This window comes from Streptomyces sp. NPDC006385 (assembly GCF_040612485.1).
In the GTDB taxonomy this organism is placed as follows: domain Bacteria; phylum Actinomycetota; class Actinomycetes; order Streptomycetales; family Streptomycetaceae; genus Streptomyces.
Map to the genome: position 1 here is coordinate 1 of NZ_JBEXQG010000002.1, position 16,558 is coordinate 16,558.

15 protein-coding genes are annotated in these 16,558 nt (G+C 73.3%); 12 read left to right on the top strand and 3 right to left on the bottom strand.

Translation table 11 applies throughout. From position 1 onward, the window contains the following. Positions 1 to 83 precede the first annotated feature (83 nt). The 3 genes from ABZ078_RS01510 to ABZ078_RS01520 all read left to right on the top strand — a co-directional run bounded on the left by ABZ078_RS01510 (position 84) and on the right by ABZ078_RS01520 (position 4,363). Positions 84 to 1,142: a salicylate synthase gene (locus tag ABZ078_RS01510; RefSeq protein WP_356570484.1), complete on the top strand. Its 1,059-nt coding sequence runs from the start codon at positions 84 to 86 to the stop codon at positions 1,140 to 1,142. A 387-nt stretch (positions 1,143 to 1,529) separates the two neighbouring features. Further along, on the top strand, positions 1,530 to 3,356 hold the full coding sequence (locus ABZ078_RS01515; RefSeq protein ID WP_356570486.1) for a gamma-glutamyltransferase: 1,827 nt from the start codon (positions 1,530 to 1,532) through the stop codon (positions 3,354 to 3,356). 161 nt (positions 3,357 to 3,517) lie between these two features. After that, a complete protein-coding gene (locus tag ABZ078_RS01520; RefSeq protein WP_356570488.1) occupies positions 3,518 to 4,363 on the top strand; it encodes an inositol monophosphatase family protein in 846 nt (281 codons plus the stop codon). On the opposite strand, the gene ABZ078_RS01525 is transcribed toward ABZ078_RS01520, so the two are convergent. Beyond that, on the bottom strand, positions 4,275 to 4,901 hold the full coding sequence (locus tag ABZ078_RS01525) for a hypothetical protein (protein ID WP_356570490.1): 627 nt from the start codon (positions 4,899 to 4,901) through the stop codon (positions 4,275 to 4,277). The two genes, ABZ078_RS01520 and ABZ078_RS01525, sit on opposite strands and share 89 nt — an antisense overlap. A gap of 97 nt (positions 4,902 to 4,998) precedes the next feature. Between ABZ078_RS01525 and ABZ078_RS01530 the strand changes: the two genes are divergently transcribed. The 9 genes from ABZ078_RS01530 (at position 4,999) to ABZ078_RS01570 (ending at position 14,431) form a co-directional block, all read left to right on the top strand. Then, positions 4,999 to 6,411, top strand: coding sequence for an NAD(P)/FAD-dependent oxidoreductase (locus ABZ078_RS01530; RefSeq protein WP_356570492.1), 1,413 nt, complete (start codon positions 4,999 to 5,001; stop codon positions 6,409 to 6,411). 130 nt (positions 6,412 to 6,541) lie between these two features. Beyond that, the gene (locus ABZ078_RS01535) at positions 6,542 to 7,582 is read left to right on the top strand and encodes an SCO3242 family prenyltransferase (RefSeq protein ID WP_356570494.1); all 1,041 of its coding nucleotides are present in this window, start codon (positions 6,542 to 6,544) and stop codon (positions 7,580 to 7,582) included. Between the two features lie 34 nt (positions 7,583 to 7,616). Then, positions 7,617 to 8,474, top strand: a complete 858-nt coding sequence (locus ABZ078_RS01540; RefSeq protein ID WP_356570496.1) for a sugar phosphate isomerase/epimerase family protein — start codon at positions 7,617 to 7,619, stop codon at positions 8,472 to 8,474. Positions 8,475 to 8,536: 62 nt separating this feature from the next. Further along, positions 8,537 to 9,232: an EboA domain-containing protein gene (locus ABZ078_RS01545; RefSeq protein WP_356570498.1), complete on the top strand. Its 696-nt coding sequence runs from the start codon at positions 8,537 to 8,539 to the stop codon at positions 9,230 to 9,232. A gap of 2 nt (positions 9,233 to 9,234) precedes the next feature. Further along, positions 9,235 to 10,089 (top strand): TatD family hydrolase, encoded by an 855-nt coding sequence (locus ABZ078_RS01550; protein ID WP_356570500.1) that lies wholly within the window; start codon positions 9,235 to 9,237, stop codon positions 10,087 to 10,089. Positions 10,090 to 10,096: 7 nt separating this feature from the next. Next, a complete protein-coding gene (gene eboE / locus ABZ078_RS01555) occupies positions 10,097 to 11,254 on the top strand; it encodes a metabolite traffic protein EboE (protein ID WP_356570502.1) in 1,158 nt (385 codons plus the stop codon). Then, complete coding sequence (locus ABZ078_RS01560; protein ID WP_356570504.1) at positions 11,251 to 12,639, top strand: nucleotide pyrophosphatase/phosphodiesterase family protein; 1,389 nt, start codon at positions 11,251 to 11,253, stop codon at positions 12,637 to 12,639. The genes eboE and ABZ078_RS01560 overlap by 4 nt, the downstream gene beginning before the upstream one ends. Before the next feature lie 56 nt (positions 12,640 to 12,695). Then, positions 12,696 to 13,880 carry a cytochrome P450 gene (locus ABZ078_RS01565; RefSeq protein WP_356570506.1) on the top strand — a complete coding sequence of 395 codons (1,185 nt, stop codon included), beginning with the start codon at positions 12,696 to 12,698 and terminating at the stop codon, positions 13,878 to 13,880. A gap of 41 nt (positions 13,881 to 13,921) precedes the next feature. Next, positions 13,922 to 14,431, top strand: a complete 510-nt coding sequence (locus ABZ078_RS01570; RefSeq protein ID WP_356570508.1) for an O-acetyl-ADP-ribose deacetylase — start codon at positions 13,922 to 13,924, stop codon at positions 14,429 to 14,431. Between the two features lie 55 nt (positions 14,432 to 14,486). On the opposite strand, the gene ABZ078_RS01575 is transcribed toward ABZ078_RS01570, so the two are convergent. Both ABZ078_RS01575 and ABZ078_RS01580 read right to left on the bottom strand, forming a co-directional pair. Further along, positions 14,487 to 15,752: a cation:proton antiporter gene (locus ABZ078_RS01575; RefSeq protein ID WP_356570510.1), complete on the bottom strand. Its 1,266-nt coding sequence runs from the start codon at positions 15,750 to 15,752 to the stop codon at positions 14,487 to 14,489. Next, positions 15,749 to 16,555 carry an alpha/beta fold hydrolase gene (locus ABZ078_RS01580; RefSeq protein ID WP_356570512.1) on the bottom strand — a complete coding sequence of 269 codons (807 nt, stop codon included), beginning with the start codon at positions 16,553 to 16,555 and terminating at the stop codon, positions 15,749 to 15,751. Before ABZ078_RS01580 ends, ABZ078_RS01575 begins: the two co-directional genes overlap by 4 nt. Positions 16,556 to 16,558: the final 3 nt, after the last annotated feature.

A 16,558-nucleotide genomic window follows, 5' to 3' on the forward strand; every position in this document is an offset into this window, starting at 1 on the left:
TGAGGTGTGAAAAACCAATAAAATCCCAAACTGGGCAAACCGGGTGGGGGGGCGCCCCCCCCGCGCCCCCCCCCCACTCCCCTGTGGTCCCCGAGTCGCGCCACCCAGCCCCGGCACCGACTGATCTGCTTCCCGCACGTGGGACGTGGGTCGAGCCGCTACCGCACCTCGGCGGACCGCCCGGCACGAGGACTGCGCACCTGAGCGATCCGAACCTGCTGCGCGAGGACGGCGTGCTGATCCGCAGCCAGGACCCGCACACCGCCCGCAGAGCCGAGGAGATCCTGGCCACCGCCGACGACCTGCCAGACGCGCCCCGCGCCCGGGTCGACCTGGAAGCGGGTGCCGAGGAATACTCCCGCAGCGTCACCGCCGCCGTCGACGACATTCGCGCCGGCCGGCTGCAGAAGGCGGTGCTGTCGCGCAAGGTCCCGGTCGAGGAGGAGATCGACTTCCCCGCCACCTTCGTGGCCGGCCGCCGGGCCAACACCCCCGCGCGGTCGTTCCTGCTGGACATGGACGGCCTGAAGGTCGTCGGTTTCAGCCCGGAGATCGTGGTGGGCGTGCGGGCCGGGGGAGAGGTGGTCAGCCAGCCGCTGGCCGGCACCCGCAGGCTCACCGGAGACCCCGACACCGACCGGCGACTGCGCGAGGAGCTGTGGTCCGACCCCAAGGAGCTCCACGAGCACGCCATTTCCGTGAAGGTCGCCGTGGACGAGCTGGCCGGGCCGTGCAAGCCCGACACCGTCGTCGTGCGGGACTACATGGTGATCAAGCGCCGCGGCTCCGTGCAGCACCTGGCGTCGGAGGTGGCGGGCCGGCTGCCCGAGGGCGGCACCGCGTGGGACGCGTTCGCCGCGGTGTTCCCCGCGGTCACGGCCTCCGGGGTGCCGAAGTACGCCTCCTACGAGCTGATCCGGCGCCACGAGCCGCCGCGCGGCCCGTACGCCGGCACGGTGCTCGTGGCGGGCTCGGACGGTTCGCTGGACGCCGCCCTGGTGCTGCGCAGCGCCTACCACGCCAACGGCCGCACCTGGCTGCGGGCGGGAGCCGGCGTCGTCGAGCACTCCCGTGCGGAACGTGAGTTGGAGGAGACCCGGGAGAAGCTCGGCACCATCGCGGCCCACCTCGTCCGGGCCTGAGCCGCGAACCGGCCCCCGCTCCGCCGGAGCAGGCGAGGAACGGCGACGCGGAACCGTCGCGGCGGTCGCCGCCGCGTGCCGCCCGTGTCGCCGTACTCGCCTGCTCCCACCTCACCGGCGGCCAGATCGGACGCATGATGGCTCCGGCCCGGAAGCTTCGTGCTGGAACAACCGGGACTCGAACCGGGCTCGCCGGGAGACGGGCCGCCAGACGACCATGCCCGAGGCGGGGAAGAAGGGAACGCGGGACGATCGATAGCCTGCTGGGGGAGCGGACGGAGGAGAGCCTGGCCCGAACTCCCCAGACTCTCCCCAGGACTGTCCCCAGGGCCGGTCCTGAGCGCCCACCAGCGGGCCAACGCACGAGACAGCGAGGTGAGAGGCCCTATGTTCACGTCCCGCCCCACTCTCCAGGGCACCTTCGGCATGGTGTCCTCCACCCACTGGCTGGCCTCCCAGTCGGCGATGGCGGTCCTGGAAAGCGGCGGCAACGCGTACGACGCCGCCGTGGCGGGCGCCTTCGTGCTGCACGTCGTCGAGCCGCACCTCAACGGCCCGGCGGGCGAGGTGCCGATCCTGCTCGCGCCCGCGGGCGGCGAGGTGCGGGTGCTGTGCGGGCAGGGCGTCGCGCCCGCGGGGGCGACGGTCGCGCACTACCGAGGGCTCGGCCTGGGCCTCGTACCCGGCACCGGGCCCCTGGCCGCCGCCGTCCCCGGCGCCTTCGACGCCTGGATGCTGCTGCTGCGCGACCACGGGACCAGGACGCTCGCCGAGGTGCTCCAGTACGCCATCGGGTACGCCGAACACGGGCATGCGCCCGTGGAGCGCGTCGGGGAGACCGTCGAGACCGTGCGGGAGCTGTTCGAGACGGAATGGACCTCGTCGGCCGAGGTGTATCTCCCGGGCGGGAAGGCGCCCCGCCCCGGGGAGCTGTTCCGCAATCCCGCCCTCGCCGCCACCTGGAAGCGGCTCCTCGACGAGGTCGCCGGGGCCGGGGACCGCGTCGCGCAGATCGAGGCCGCGCGGGAGGTGTGGCGCACCGGGTTCATCGCCGAGGCGCTGGTACGGCAGGCCGAGCGGCCCACGAGGGACACCAGCGGTGAACGGCACTCCGGCACGCTCACGGCCGCCGATCTCGCCGGCTGGTCCGCGACGTACGAGGTGCCGGCGACGTACGACTTCAACGGCTGGACCGTGTGCAAGGCCGGCCCCTGGAGTCAGGGCCCGGTCCTCCTGCAGCAGCTCGCGCTGCTGCCGCCCGAGCTGCCCCGGTACGGGTCCGCCGAGTACGTCCACCTGCTGATCGAGGGCTGCAAGCTCGCCATGGCCGACCGGGAGGCCTGGTACGGCGACGCGGCGGAGGTACCGCTCACCGAACTGCTCTCGGACGAGTACAACGCGGCCCGGCGGAAGCTGGTCGGCGAGAAGGCCTCCCATGAGCTGCGCCCCGGCAGTCCGCGCGGGCGGGCCCCGCGGCTGTGCGCGCACGCGCACGCGGTGGCCTCCGACGAACCCGGCTTCGACGTGCTGGGAGTGGGGGAACCGACGGTCGCCAAGCGCCCCACGTCCCCGGTGCCGGGCGAGCCGGACGTCGGCGCCGACGGGGGCACCCGCGGCGACACCTGCCACCTCGACGTCGTCGACCGCTGGGGCAACATGATCGCGGCCACCCCCAGCGGTGGCTGGCTCCAGTCCAACCCCGTCGTGCCCGAGCTGGGCTTCCCGCTCGGCACCCGGCTCCAGATGACCTGGCTGGCGGAGGGCCTGCCGAACTCGCTGACTCCGGGCCGCCGCCCCCGCACCACCCTCACGCCCTCGATCGCCCTGCGCGACGGCGTGCCCGTCATGGCCTTCGGCACGCCCGGCGGGGACCAGCAGGACCAGTGGCAGCTGCACTTCTTCCTGGCCGTGGCGCTGCGCGCACAGGTCCGCGGCGGCCTCGACCTCCAGGGCGCGATCGACGCCCCGAACTGGCACAACGACAGTTTCCCCGGCTCCTTCTACCCGCGCGGGATGCGACCGGGCAGCGTGACGGTGGAGTCCCGCATGGACGCCGAGGTGGTGGAGGAGCTGCGCGGGCGCGGGCACGTGGTGACCGTCGGTGACGCCTGGTCGGAGGGGCGGCTGTGCGCCGTCGCGAGGGACCCGGAGAGCGGCGTCCTGTCGGCGGCGGCGAATCCGCGGGGGATGCAGGGGTACGCCGTCGGACGCTGACGACGGCCGCCACGGCGGTGCCCGTGTCGGCGGCCGGTACCTGGCCGGCCGCCGGACGACGCCTTTGACCTGCCGGAACGCGCCCCTTGAGTTCACGCCGACGCCACCTGCCGTCCACCGGGCGGGCGGGGGTTGTCAGTGGGGCGTGCTCTCATGGAGGGGTGATCGAAGACAACGAAACCATCGAAGAGTTTCTCGCACAGCACTCGGCCGACGTGGAGGAAGCGGTCCGTGAGGCGGCCGCGGCCGAGATCATGCCGCGCTTCCGGCAGCTCGCCGAGCACGAGGTCGACCAGAAGAGCGGACCGCACGACCTGGTGACCGACGCCGACCGGCTCGCCGAGCAGCACCTGACCAAGGCGCTCGGCGCGCTCCTGCCCGGCTCGATCGTGGTCGGCGAGGAAGCGGTGCACGCCAACCCGGCGTCCTACGACGCGATACAGGGCGACGCCCCGGTCTGGATCGTCGACCCCGTCGACGGCACCCGCCAGTTCGTGCACGGGGACGACGGCTTCTGCACGCTGGTCGCGCTCGCGCGACGCGGCGTCCTGCTGGCCTCCTGGACATACGCCCCCGCCCGCGACCAGCTGGCCACGGCGATACGGGGCAGGGGCGCCTTCCTCGACGGGGAGCGGCTGCGCTCCGGCGCGCCCGAGCCCGGCCGGGACCTCCGGGTCGCCACCTCCCACCCGGACTACACGACCGACGAGGAGAAGCGCGCGCTGCTCGGCCTGTGGACCGACGGCGTCGACGCCCGCCCCTGCGGCTCGGCCGGCCTGGAGTATCTCGCCGTCGCCCGCGGCGAGTTGGATTCGACCGCCTTCTCCTGGGAGGCCGCCTGGGACCACGCCGCCGGCCTGCTCCTGGTCGAGGAGGCGGGCGGCGCCCACCTGACCCGCGCGGGCGAACCGTTCCGGATCACCGGCCGTAACGCCCTGCCGTTCGCGACGGCCCGGGACGCGGCCACGGCTCGCCGGGTGGTGGGACTGCTGTCGGCCGGAGTCTGATCTGGGGGCGGACTCCGCCGACACGGAGGTCGACCACCTCGAACTCGGCAGGCGTGCCCGCCGCGGGCCAGCGGCACTGCGCTCGCAGCAGCACCAGGGCGTCCACGAATCCGGGGGCGGGCAGCCCGACGTCGACGAACACGCCCGTCACACCGGGTCCCCAGGGGGAGACGGTGAACGTGCCCGGCAGACGGGTGCCGACGGGCAGCGGACCGCTGTCGTGGCGCACCTCGCACTGGCGGTAGGAGCGGGCGCGGCCCCACACGAGGTCGAATTCCCGCCCCTCCACCGTCAGCGCGCCCGGCGGCGCCACGACCGGTTCCCGCTCCGGCAGCCCGTACACGACCTCGTACAGCCCAACGCCCCACTGCCCGCACGCCTGCCGGGCGAGCGCGAGCTCGGCCGGGTCGGCGGCGACCACCGGCACGCCGTCGCGCCCCCGCAAGGAGATCTGCCGCAGCACCAGCCCCGCGTCCCCCACCTCGAACCAGTGCCACACGTCGCCCTCGGGCCCATGGAAGCGGAAGCGGCGCGTCACCCGGCGGACTTTACCCGCGCCCCGGCGCTGTCAGTGGCCCGGCATATCCTGATCCCTCAAGGCCGTCGGCTGACGAAGGGGTCCGAAGGTGCCGTCGATGCTCGATGCGGTCGTGGTGGGTGCGGGGCCGAACGGACTGACCGCTGCCGTGGAGCTGGCCCGGCGCGGCTTCTCCGTGGCCGTGTTCGAGGCGCGCGACACCGTGGGCGGGGGTGCCCGCACGGAGGAGCTGACCCTGCCCGGCTTCCGCCACGACCCGTGCTCCGCCGCGCACCCGCTCGGTGTCAACTCGCCCGCGTTCCGGGCGATGCCGCTGGAGCGCCACGGCCTCGCATGGCTGCACGCCGAGCTGCCCATGGCACACCCCTTCCCCGACGGCACCGCCGCCGTGCTGTCCCGCTCCGTCGCCGAGACCGCCGCCTCCTTCGGCCCGCGCGACGCGGGGACGTACCGCAGGCTGGTCGAGCCGTTCCTGACGAAGTGGGACACGCTGGCCCGCGACTTCATGTCCCTGCCCCTGACCGCGCTCCCACGCGACCCGGTCACGCTCGCCCGGTTCGGCCTCGTCGGCCTGCCCCCGTCGACCTGGCTGATGCGCCGCTTCCGCGACGAGCGGGCCAGGACCCTGTTCTCCGGGCTCGTCGCCCATGTCATCGCCCCGCTCGGCGGCCTCGCCACCAGCGCCATCGGGCTGGTCTTCGCGCTCGCCGCGCACGCCCGCGGCTGGCCGGTGGCCCGCGGCGGCTCCCAGTCCATCTCCGACGCCCTCACCGCCTACCTCAAGGACCTCGGCGGCGCCGTCCACACCGACTACGAGGTCAAGCGGCTCGACGACCTGCCGCCCGCGCGGGCGTACGTCTTCGACACCTCACCCACCGCGCTGGCCCGCATCGCCGGCTTCGGCCGCTACTACGAGGGCTATCGCTACGGCGCCGCCGCCTTCAAGATCGACTACGCGCTGGACGGACCGGTGCCCTGGACCGCGCGGGAGGCCCGGCGCGCCGGCACCGTGCAGGTCGGCGGGAGCAGCGCGGAGATCGCCGCCGCGCTGCGCGCCGCGTCCCGCGAGGGCCGGGCGCCGGACAGGCCGTTCCTGATCACGGTGCAGCCCAGCGTCGTGGACCCCACCCGGGCCCCCGAGGGCAAGCACGTCTTCTGGGCGTACGGGCATGTGCCGAACGGCTGGAGCGGAGACCTCACGGACGCCATCGAGCGCCAACTGGAGCGTTTCGCCCCGGGGTTCCGCGACCGCGTCCTCGCCCGCGCGACGGCGGGCCCGGCCGAACTCGTCGCGCGCAACGCCAACTACGTCGGCGGCGACATCGCCTCCGGCGCGGCCTCCGGCCTCCAACTCCTGCTGCGCCCCAAGCTGTCGCTCTTTCCCTACGCCACCCCGCACCCGGCGGTCTACATCTGCTCGTCGGCGACCCCGCCCGGACCGGGGGTGCACGGGATGTCGGGGCACAACGCGGCCAAGGCGGTGTGGCGGCGACTGCGCCAGGAGCCCTGAGGCTGTGCAAACCACCCACGTTTACCGGTAGTTCGAGCGGCACGGTAACCAAAAACCGTGTCTTCTTTGTCACTTCTCTTACCGGGGGGTAGGTAGCTGATGGTTCAACAGCCACGAGTAAGGTGCGCCCATGAAAGATCGGAAAGCGGTTGCCCGCCTCGGATCCCGGTCTCCCGTGCGCCTCGCCGACCTCGCGCTGCTCGTCAGGGCACCGGCCGCACTGAGTGTCCCGGGTGACGTGATCGCCGGCGCGGCCGCCGCCGGACGCCCTCTGGGCGCCCGCACCCTCGGGGTGATCGGTTCCTCCGTGTGCCTCTACTGGGCAGGCATGGCCCTCAACGACTACGCCGACGCCGCCGTCGACGCCGTCGAACGCCCCGACCGGCCGGTGCCCTCGGGACGCGTCCCCCGCCGTACCGCGCTCGCCGTGGCCGGTGGGCTCACTGCCGCCGGGCTCGGTCTCGCCGCCGCGGCGGGTGGCCGTCGCGGCGTGGGCGCCGCGCTCCCTTTGGCGGGACTGGTCTGGGCGTACGACCTGAAGCTCAAGTCGACGCCGGCCGGTGCGGTCGCCATGGCGGGGGCGCGCGCCCTGGACGTCCTGGCCGGGGCGGTCGCCTCCGGGCCGCGGGACGTGTCGGTCGGGGGCGCGGTGCGGCGGGCCGCCGTGCCTGCCGCGTTGGTCGGCGTCCATACCGGCACGTTGATGGCTCTGAGCAGGCACGAGGTCGGGGGTGCGCCGGAGCGGGTCCCGGCTACGACCCTTGCCGTGTCCGCGGCGACGGCCGTGGCGACCGCCGTTCCGGCCAGACGCGTCGCCGTGGAAACCGACGCGACAGGTCGTCGAGCGTCTGCCGCGCCGTCGTGGCTCCTCGCGCGGCTCCCCGCGCCCCTCAGGGGCGTTGCCGCCGCCGCTCCTTCGAGGAGGCTGCGCGCCGCCGTCACCGCCGCCGGTGCCCTCGCCTATCTCGGGACCTACGGAGCCGCCCAGGTCCGCGCTCTGCGGGAACCGTCGGGGGAGAATGTGCGGCGGGCCGTCGGGGCCGGGATCCTCGGGCTGATGCCTCTCCAGGCGGCGTTGACCGCGCGGAGCGGCGCCCCCGGCGTGGCCGCGGCGCTCGGCGTCGTCCACCCCCTCGCGCGACGGCTGGCCCGGCGCATATCGCCCACCTGAGAACCACCACACCTCCGTGTGAGGAACCGGCACCATGAGACCTCCCCCCAACCCTCTCAAGTTCGGCTACGGCACCAACGGCTTCACCCACCACCGGCTGGGGGACGTCCTCGTCGTCCTCGCCGACCTCGGCTATGACGGCGTCGCCCTCACCCTCGACCACGGCCACCTCGACCCGTACGCCGACGACCTGCCCCGGCGCGTCAGCACCCTCGCCCGGCAACTCGCCCGCCACGGCCTGGACATCACGGTGGAGACCGGCGCGCCCTACTTCCTCGACGCCTGGGGCAAGCACCTGCCGACGCTGATGTCGGACGGCGCCGAGCGCAGAATCGATCTACTGCGCCGCGCCCTGCGCATCGCCGCCGACCTCGGCTCGCCCACCGTCCACCTGTGCAGTGGTCCGGCGCCCGACGGGCTGCCGGAGCGGGACGCCTGGAAGCGGCTCACGGCCGGCGTCGAGACCGTGCTGGAGACGGCGGAGCGGTACGGGGTGGCGCTGGCCTTCGAGCCGGAGCCGTACATGTTCGTCGACACCGTGGAGCGCTGCCTGCGGCTCGCCCGACTGGTCCACGGGCACGAACTGTTCGGGATCACCCTGGACGTCGGCCACGCGCACTGCGTGGAGGAACGCCCCGTGCTCGACTGCGTGCGCCAGGCGGCCCCCCTGCTGCGCAACGCGCAGATCGAGGACATGCGGCGCGGTATCCACCAGCACCTGGAGTTCGGCGCCGGCGAGATCGACTTCCCGCCCGTACTCACCGCCCTGCGCGACCTCGGGCACCGCGGACTGGTCTCCGTCGAGATCCAGGGCGGCTCCCTCGACGCCCCCGAGGTCGCCCGCCGCTCGATCGAGTTCCTGCGCGCGGCCGTACGGACCTCGGCCGCATAACCACCACCCCCCGCACCCCGTTCCCGCTCAACCCCTCCCACCCCCAGGAGGCTGCTCCCCCCATGGCTGTCCCGACCGCCTCCCCCCCGGCCCCGACCGACCCCCACCCTGCCCTGGCCGCTTTACTGCACCCCAGGGCCCGCACCTGGCTGGACGACAGCGCCGCCCAGGTCGCCGCCGAACCCGCCGCCGTACGGCGTCTCTTCCCCGCCGCCCGCAGGCGCTGCGGACACGGCCGGCTCGACGCGTACTGGACCGTCGACGAGGCCGCCCGGGCCGTCCTGCTCACCGCGCTGCCCCTGCGCGACCAGGCCCTCGCCGACGAGGTCACGCGCCTGCACCGCCACGGCGATCCCGCGGAACGGCGTGCCGTCCTGCGCGCCCTGCCGCTGCTCGACCTGGGCGACCGCGCGCTGCCCCTCGTACGGGAGACGCTGCGCGGCAACGACACCACCCTGATCGAAGCGGCCCTCGGCCCTTACGCCGCCGCGCACCTGCCGGACGCCGAGTACCGCCAGGCCGTACTGAAGTGCGTGTTCTGCGAGATCCCGCTCGACCGCGTCACGGGCCTCGACACCCGCGCCGACCGCGAACTGGCCCGGATGCTCGCCGACTACGCGCACGAGCGGATCGTCGCCGGACGGGACGTACCCCAGGACATCCGACCCGTCGTCCGCGCCTTCCCGGACGTCGTCGGCCCGGAACTCAAGCACGCACTGACGGACGTACTCACGGACGTACTCAAGGAAGAGGGCTGACCGTGCGCATCTTCGACCCCCATATCCACATGACCTCCCGCACGACCGACGACTACGAGGCGATGTACGCCGCCGGGGTGCGCGCCGTCGTCGAGCCCGCCTTCTGGCTGGGCCAGCCCCGCACCTCGCCCGAGAGCTTCTACGACTACTTCGACGGGCTGCTGGGCTGGGAGCCGTACCGGGCCGCCCAGTTCGGCATCCAGCACTTCTGCACGATCGCCCTCAACCCGAAGGAGGCGAACGACCCCCGCTGCGTCCCCGTCCTGGACGAACTCGACCGCTACCTCGCCAAGGACCGGGTCGTCGCCGTCGGCGAGATCGGCTACGACTCGATGACCCCCGAGGAGGACCAGGCGCTCGCCCGCCAGCTCCAGCTCGCCGTCGAGCACGAGCTGCCCGCCCTCGTGCACACCCCGCACCGCGACAAGGCGGCCGGCACCCGGCGCACCCTGGACGTGGTACGGGAGTCGGGCATCGCCCCCGAACTCGTCGTCCTCGACCACCTCAACGAGCTCACGGTCGGCATGGTCCTCGACAGCGGCTGCTGGGCCGGGTTCTCGATCTACCCGAAGACCAAGATGAGCGAGGACCGGATGGTCGAGATCCTCAAGGCGCACGGGACGGACCGTGTGCTCGTCAACTCGGCGGCGGACTGGGGGCGTTCGGATCCGCTCAAGACCCGGAAGACCGCCGACGCGATGCTCGCCGCCGGGTTCGACGACGACACCGTGGACGAGGTGATGTGGCGCAACCCCGTCGCCTTCTACGGCCAGAGCGGGCGGCTGGAGCTGGAGGAGCCCAAGCCCGACGAGGCCGCCACCTTCCAGGGCAACTCCATACGCCGCGGGGGAGCGTGAACGTCCCATGCGCTTCCTGCATCCCGACGGTACGACCGTCCACCTCGGCTACTGCAGCAACGTCCACCAGGCGGAGGACCTCCAGGGCGTCATCGCCCAACTCGCCGACCACGCCGAACCCGTGCGCGAGCGCCTCGGGACGGACCGGCTCGGCATCGGGCTGTGGCTGGCCCGCGACGCCGTCACCGAACTCGCCGCCGACGAGCGCGCGCTGCGGCGCCTGAAGGCCGAACTGCGGGCACGCGGCCTGGAGACCGTCACCCTCAACGCCTTCCCGTACGCCGGATTCCACCGCGAGGTCGTCAAGAAAGACGTGTACGAACCCGACTGGGCCGACGAGCCCCGGCTGAAGTACACCCTGGACTGCGCCCTCGTCCTCGCCGCCCTCCTCCCGGACGACGTCGACCACGGCAGCGTCTCCACCCTGCCGCTCGCCTGGCGCACCCCGTGGACGCCCGCCTGCGCCGAGGAGGCCCGGCACGCCCTGGACCGGCTGACCACCGGGCTCGCCGCGCTGCAGGCGTGGACGGGCCGCCGTATCCGCGTCGGCTTCGAACCGGAACCCGGGTGCGTCGTCGAGACCACCGCCCAGGCGGTACGGGAGCTGGGCGGACTGGACCCCGACCGGCTCGGCGTCTGCCTGGACGCCTGCCATCTCGCCGTCCAGTTCGAGCAGCCCGCCGAGGCCCTGCGGCGGCTAGCCGAGGCCGGACTGCCCGTCGTCAAGCTCCAGGCGTCCTGCGCCGTGGAGGCCGAGCACCCGGCCGACCCCGCCGCCCGCGCGGCCCTGCACCGGCTCGCCGAACCCCGGTTCCTGCACCAGACCCGGACCACGACCGACGGCGGCGTCCTCGGCGTCGACGACCTCCCGGACGCCCTCGACGGCCACCTGCCCGCCGACGGCGGCCCCTGGCGCGTCCACTTCCACGCCCCGCTGCACAGCGAACCCGAACCCCCGCTGCGCACCACCGCCGGCCAGCTCGACCAGGTCCTCGCCGGGCTGCTGGGCGGGCCCTCGGCCGGCTGCGACCACATCGAGGTCGAGACCTACACCTGGTCCGTCCTCCCCGAACCGCCCGCCGACCTGTCCGGCGGCATCGCCGCCGAACTCGCCTGGGCCCGCGACCGGCTGACCGGCCTCGGCCTCAAGGAGGACCCCTCATGAACCGCGTGGTCGTACTCGACATCGCCGGCCTGACCCCGAAGCTGCTGAAGCACATGCCGTCCGTCGCCGCCCTCGGCGACCGCGGCTTCCAGGCCCGCCTGGACACCGTGCTCCCGGCCGTGACCTGCACCGTCCAGTCCACCCTCCTCACCGGCGAACCCCCGTCCACGCACGGCGCGGTGGCGAACGGCTGGTACTTCCGCGACCTCGGCGAAGTCCTGCTGTGGCGCCAGCACAACGCGCTGGTCGGCGGCGAGAAGATCTGGGAGACGGCCCGCAGGACCGACCCCGGCTACAAGGTCGCCAACATCTGCTGGTGGTACGCGATGGGCGCCGACGTCGACTGGACGGTCACCCCGCGCCCCGTCTACTACTCCGACGGCCGCAAGGAACCCGACTGCTACACCTGGCCGCCGTCCCTGCACGACGAACTCACCGACCGGCTCGGCCCGTTCCCCCTCTTCACCTACTGGGGCCCGAACGCCGGCATGCCCTCCACCCAGTGGATCCTGGCCGCCGCCCGCCAGATCTTCGACGAGCACCGCCCCGACCTCACGCTCGTCTACGTCCCGCAGATGGACTACGAACCCCAGCGCTCCGGCCCCGACTCACCCGCCACCGTCCAGGCCGCACGCCGACTCGACGACGCCCTGCGCCCGTTGCTCGACCACTTCCTGCGCGAGGGCGCCACCGTCGTCGCGCTCAGCGAGTACGGCATCACACCCGTCTCCCGCCCGGTCGACATCAACCGCGCCCTGCGCCGGGCGGGCCTGCTGGAGGTGTACACGCAGGACGGCATGGAGTACCTCGACCCCTGGACCTCACGCGCCTTCGCGGTCGCCGACCACCAGATCGCCCACGTCTACGTCCGCGACCCGGCCGACACCGAAGCGGTCGCGAAGATCGTCGGCGAACTCGACGGCGTGGAGCGGGTGTTGGACGCCGAGGGCAAGGCGGCCCACGGCCTCGACCACGAGCGCTCCGGCGAACTCGTCGCACTCGCCGACCGCGACGCCTGGTTCACGTACTACTACTGGCTGGACGACGACCGCGCCCCCGACTTCGCCCGCCAGGTCGAGATCCACCGCAAGCCCGGCTACGACCCCGCCGAGCTCCTCTACGACGAGACCGTCCCGGCGGTGAAACTGCGCGCCGTCGGCCAGGTCGCCCGCAAGAAGCTCGGCTTCCGCTACCGCCTCCGGACCGTCCCCCTGAACCCCTCCGGCGTCCGCGGCAGCCACGGCCGCCTGCCCGCCGACCCCGACGACGGCCCCGTACTGCTGTGTTCACAGCCGGAGCCGGCGCGGGAGGCGTACGCGGCCGCGGAGGTCAAGTCCCTGCTGCTGGGCCTCGCGGGCCTGCACGAGACGCCCGACGCACAGTGAGGACCGGAGATGTGAGGACCGGAGAATTGAGGACCGGAGAATTGAGGACCGGAGACTTGACGACCAACCCGCCCCTTCCCACGATCCGCCCCCTGCTCGACCCGGCCCCCGAATACGCCAAGTGGCAGTCCGAGGAGCCGATCCGCCGGGTGACGATCTGGGGAGACAACGCCCCCTGGCTGATCACCCGGTACGAGGACGCCCGCACGGTCCTCGCCGACCCGCGCTTCAGCGCCGACGCGAACCACCCCGACTTCCCCCACACCCGCCCCGGAGCCCCGCCCCAGGCGCCGGGCCTCTTCCACCAGATGGATCCGCCGGACCACACCCGGCTGCGCCGCATGCTGATCCCCGACTTCGCCTTCCGGCGCGTGGAGCGGATGGAGGGCGCGATCCAGCGGATCTGCGACGACCTGCTGGACGCGATGACGGCCGGCGACGCGACGGAGGCGGACCTGGTCGCGTCGTACGCCCTGCCGCTCCCCACCCTGGCCATCTGCGAACTGCTCGGCGTCCCGTACGAGGACCACGGCTTCTTCCGGGAGAAGTCCAACGCCCTCACCAGCGTCGCCGGCGACCCGGCCGAGGCGATGAACGCCCGCATGGCGCTGTACGGCTACCTGCGCGCCCTGATCCAGCGCCGCGTCGACGACCCCGCGGACGACCTGATCTCCCGGCTGGCCACGGAACGGGTGGCGACCGGCGAGGCCACCCTGGAGGAGGCCACGGGCATGGTCGCGCTGCTGCTCCTCGCGGGCCACGAGACCACGGCGAACATGGTTCCGCTGGCCGTGGTGGCCCTGCTGGAGAACCGCGCCCAGCTCGACGCCCTGCGCGCCGACGAGTCGTCGTGGCCGGGCGCCGTGGAGGAACTCCTGCGCCATCTGACCGTCATCCACTCCGGGATACGGCGGATCGCGACGCAGGACGTCGAGCTGTCCGGGACCCGCATCCGCGCGGGAGAGGGCGTGGTGGTGGCGTTGCAGGCCGCCAACCGCGACCCGTCCGTGTACACGGACCCCGACGCCCTCGACGTCCGCCGTGACGCGAGCGGCCACGTCGCCTTCGGGCACGGACCGCACCAGTGCCTCGGCCAGTCCCTCGCCCGCGCCGAACTCCGCCTGGGCCTGTCCACGCTGTTCCGCAGGCTCCCCTCGCTGCGGATGGCGGCCCCGCCGGAGTCGCTCGCCCTCTCGACGAGCACGGTCCACGGGGTGCGCTCGCTGCCGGTCGCCTGGTGACGAACCTGCGGTGGCCGGGCCGCTCTGCTATAGAGGCGGTCATGACCACCATCAGGTTCGTCCAGGGCGACATCACGCGAGAGACCGTCGACGCGATCGTCAACGCCGCGAACTCCTCCCTCCTCGGCGGGGGAGGAGTCGACGGCGCGATCCACCGCCGCGGCGGCCCCGCGATCCTCGCCGAGTGCCGCAAGCTGCGCGCCTCCCGGTACGGCAAGGGCCTGCCCACGGGGCAGGCGGTCGCCACGACGGCGGGGGAGCTGGACGCGCGGTGGGTGATCCACACGGTGGGTCCGTTCTTCACCGGTCAGGAGGACCGCTCCGGCCTCCTCGCCTCCTGTTACCGCGAGTCCCTGCGAGTCGCGGACGAGCTCGGCGCCCGTACCGTCGCCTTCCCGGCGATCTCCACCGGCACCTATCGCTATCCGCTGGACGACGCCGCTCGCATCGCGGTGCACACGGTGCGTGAGACCGAGACCGACGTCGAGGAGGTCCGGTTCGTCCTCTTCGACGAGCGCACGTACGAGGCGTTCGCCGCGCACCTGCGGTGACGGAGCAGGTCGAGAGGGAACCACTGCGGTCGCCCCGCCGCCCCCGCAGGGAACCTCACCCCGCCCCGACCTGCTCGCCCTTCCGGGGCGTCGGTGGTGGGTCCAGTGCTTGGCGGTGGTCGATCAGGGACAGGAGCGGGCCGGTCATCGAGGTGGTGACCACCGCCATCACCAGCAGCGCCAGATACAGGCCGGAGGTGAGCACTCCGGCGCTGTACCCGGCCTGGAGCAGGACGATCTCGGTGAGCCCCCGGGTGTTGAGCATGACGCCGACGCGAAGTGCCTCGGCGTGGCCCTCGCCGCCCAGGCGGGAGACCGCGTAACCGCCGCCGATCTTGGAGAGCACCGCCAGGGCCGTCGCCAGGATCGTCACCAGCCAGGGGATGCCGCCCGAGCCCGTCCATATCGTCAGCCCGGTGGCGATGAAGAAGACCGGCACCAGCCACAGGCCCAGCGTGGACACCCAGCGGACCGGTGCGTCCCAGTGCGGGGAGCCGGGCGGGATCATCAGGCCCACCACGAACGCGCCGAAGATCGCGGTGAGCCCCCGGGACTCCGCCAGGTCCGCCGCCTGGAGCACGCAGATGCCCAGGACGACGGCCACCAGCCAGGGCCACCGGGCGCAGACGCGCTCGGCCTGAGGGGTCTTCAGCAGGCGGCGGCCCAGGGTGGCCGCCACCACTCCGACCACCAGCACGGTGGCCGCGGTCAGGACGCCGCCCGAGCCGGGTCGGGCGATGCCGATCACCACGGCCAGCAGCAGCCAGGCGACGGCGTCGATGAGCGCCGCCGAGGTCAGCGAGAGCCGCCCGGCGCGGGTGGTGGTCAGGCCGCGGTCGGCGAGAATCCTGGCGAGCACGGGCACCGCCGAGACCGCCATGGTGGTCGCCAGCAGCAGCACGAAGGCCAGGGTGGGCGCGGTCCCCCGCAAGGCGGGCTGGTCGTGGAAGACGAGCCAGCCGCCGAACGCCGCGCCGACCACCAGGGAGGGCACGAGGGTGCCCAGCGCCGTCCAGCCGATGGCCCTGTCCCGCAGGCGGGAGTTGTCCAACCGCAGTTCGTGGGCGACGCCCACGAGGAACAGCACCAGTCCGGCGTGCCCGAGGTCGCGCAGCGGCTCCAGCACGTCGGCCGGTAACAGGACCGACTGCGCCTTCGGCCAGGCCAGGCCGAGTACCGCCGGCCCGAGCAGCATGCCGAACGCGATCTCGCCGACGACGCCGGGCTGCCCCACCCGGCGGGCGAGCCGGCGTCCCAGGAATCCGACGGCCAGGAACGCGCCGAGTGCGGCGATCGCGTGCGCGACCACGGGCAGCGTCACCGGCCCGCCGCTCCCTCACCCGCCGCGCCGTCCGCCGTCAGGAAGTCGACGGCACGGTGGACCACGGCGTCGTCGCGCAGCACCTTGGTGTGGCCCAGGTCCCGTGCCCGCATCAGCTCGGCCTGCCCCCAGGCCGCCACCAGCGCCTCGCTGTCGGTGATCGGCGACTCCGGGTCGTTCTCGTCGTGGACGACCAGCAACCGGCTGCTGAAGTCCCGTGCCGCGACAGCCGGTTCGATGGCGTCGAAGGAGATACCGAGCCATTCCTCCGCACGAGAGCGGACCAGCCCGATGGCCTGGGGCGACACCTGCATCACCTCGCCGGAGCGGCGCCAAAGACTGGTGTAGCTGCTGATGGGGTTGACGAACACGGCCCGCTCCAGGGTGACCCCGCGCGACATGGCGTAGGTCGTGGCCGCGGCGCCCAGCGAGTGGGCGACGACGGCATGGAAGGGGCCGAACCGCTCGTCGGCCGCCTCGACCGCCCTGGCGAAGTGGATGACGGAGGACTCCGCTCCCTCCGACTCGCCATGGCCGGGGAGATCCGCGACGACCACCGCGCAGCCCGCCCGGGCGAGCGCGTCCGCCAGGACGGTCAGGTGCCCGGCGTTGCCGGCCCAGCCGTGCACCAGCAGGATCCGCCGCTCGCCCTCGCCCCAGAGGTAGTGGACCACCTTGCCGCCGTCGACGACCTCGACCTCCTTGGCAGCCTGTTCCAGGATCGGCCGGGTGGCGTTCGGAGGCTGCGTCCGCATCGGCGTGAAGGCCAGCCGGCGCAGCTTTTCGGTGATGTCGGTGTCCAATGT

Excerpts from the sequence above, each read along its gene's own strand:
- ABZ078_RS01530 (WP_356570492.1), top strand. The coding sequence starts at position 4,999 with ATGCTCGATGCGGTCGTGGTGGGTGCGGGGCCGAACGGACTGACCGCT.
- ABZ078_RS01540 (WP_356570496.1), top strand. The coding sequence starts at position 7,617 with ATGAGACCTCCCCCCAACCCTCTCAAGTTCGGCTACGGCACCAACGGC.
- ABZ078_RS01535 (WP_356570494.1), top strand. The coding sequence starts at position 6,542 with ATGAAAGATCGGAAAGCGGTTGCCCGCCTCGGATCCCGGTCTCCCGTG.
- eboE (WP_356570502.1), top strand. The coding sequence starts at position 10,097 with ATGCGCTTCCTGCATCCCGACGGTACGACCGTCCACCTCGGCTACTGC.
- ABZ078_RS01545 (WP_356570498.1), top strand. The coding sequence starts at position 8,537 with ATGGCTGTCCCGACCGCCTCCCCCCCGGCCCCGACCGACCCCCACCCT.
- ABZ078_RS01515 (WP_356570486.1), top strand. The coding sequence starts at position 1,530 with ATGTTCACGTCCCGCCCCACTCTCCAGGGCACCTTCGGCATGGTGTCC.
- ABZ078_RS01560 (WP_356570504.1), top strand. The coding sequence starts at position 11,251 with ATGAACCGCGTGGTCGTACTCGACATCGCCGGCCTGACCCCGAAGCTG.
- ABZ078_RS01570 (WP_356570508.1), top strand. The coding sequence starts at position 13,922 with ATGACCACCATCAGGTTCGTCCAGGGCGACATCACGCGAGAGACCGTC.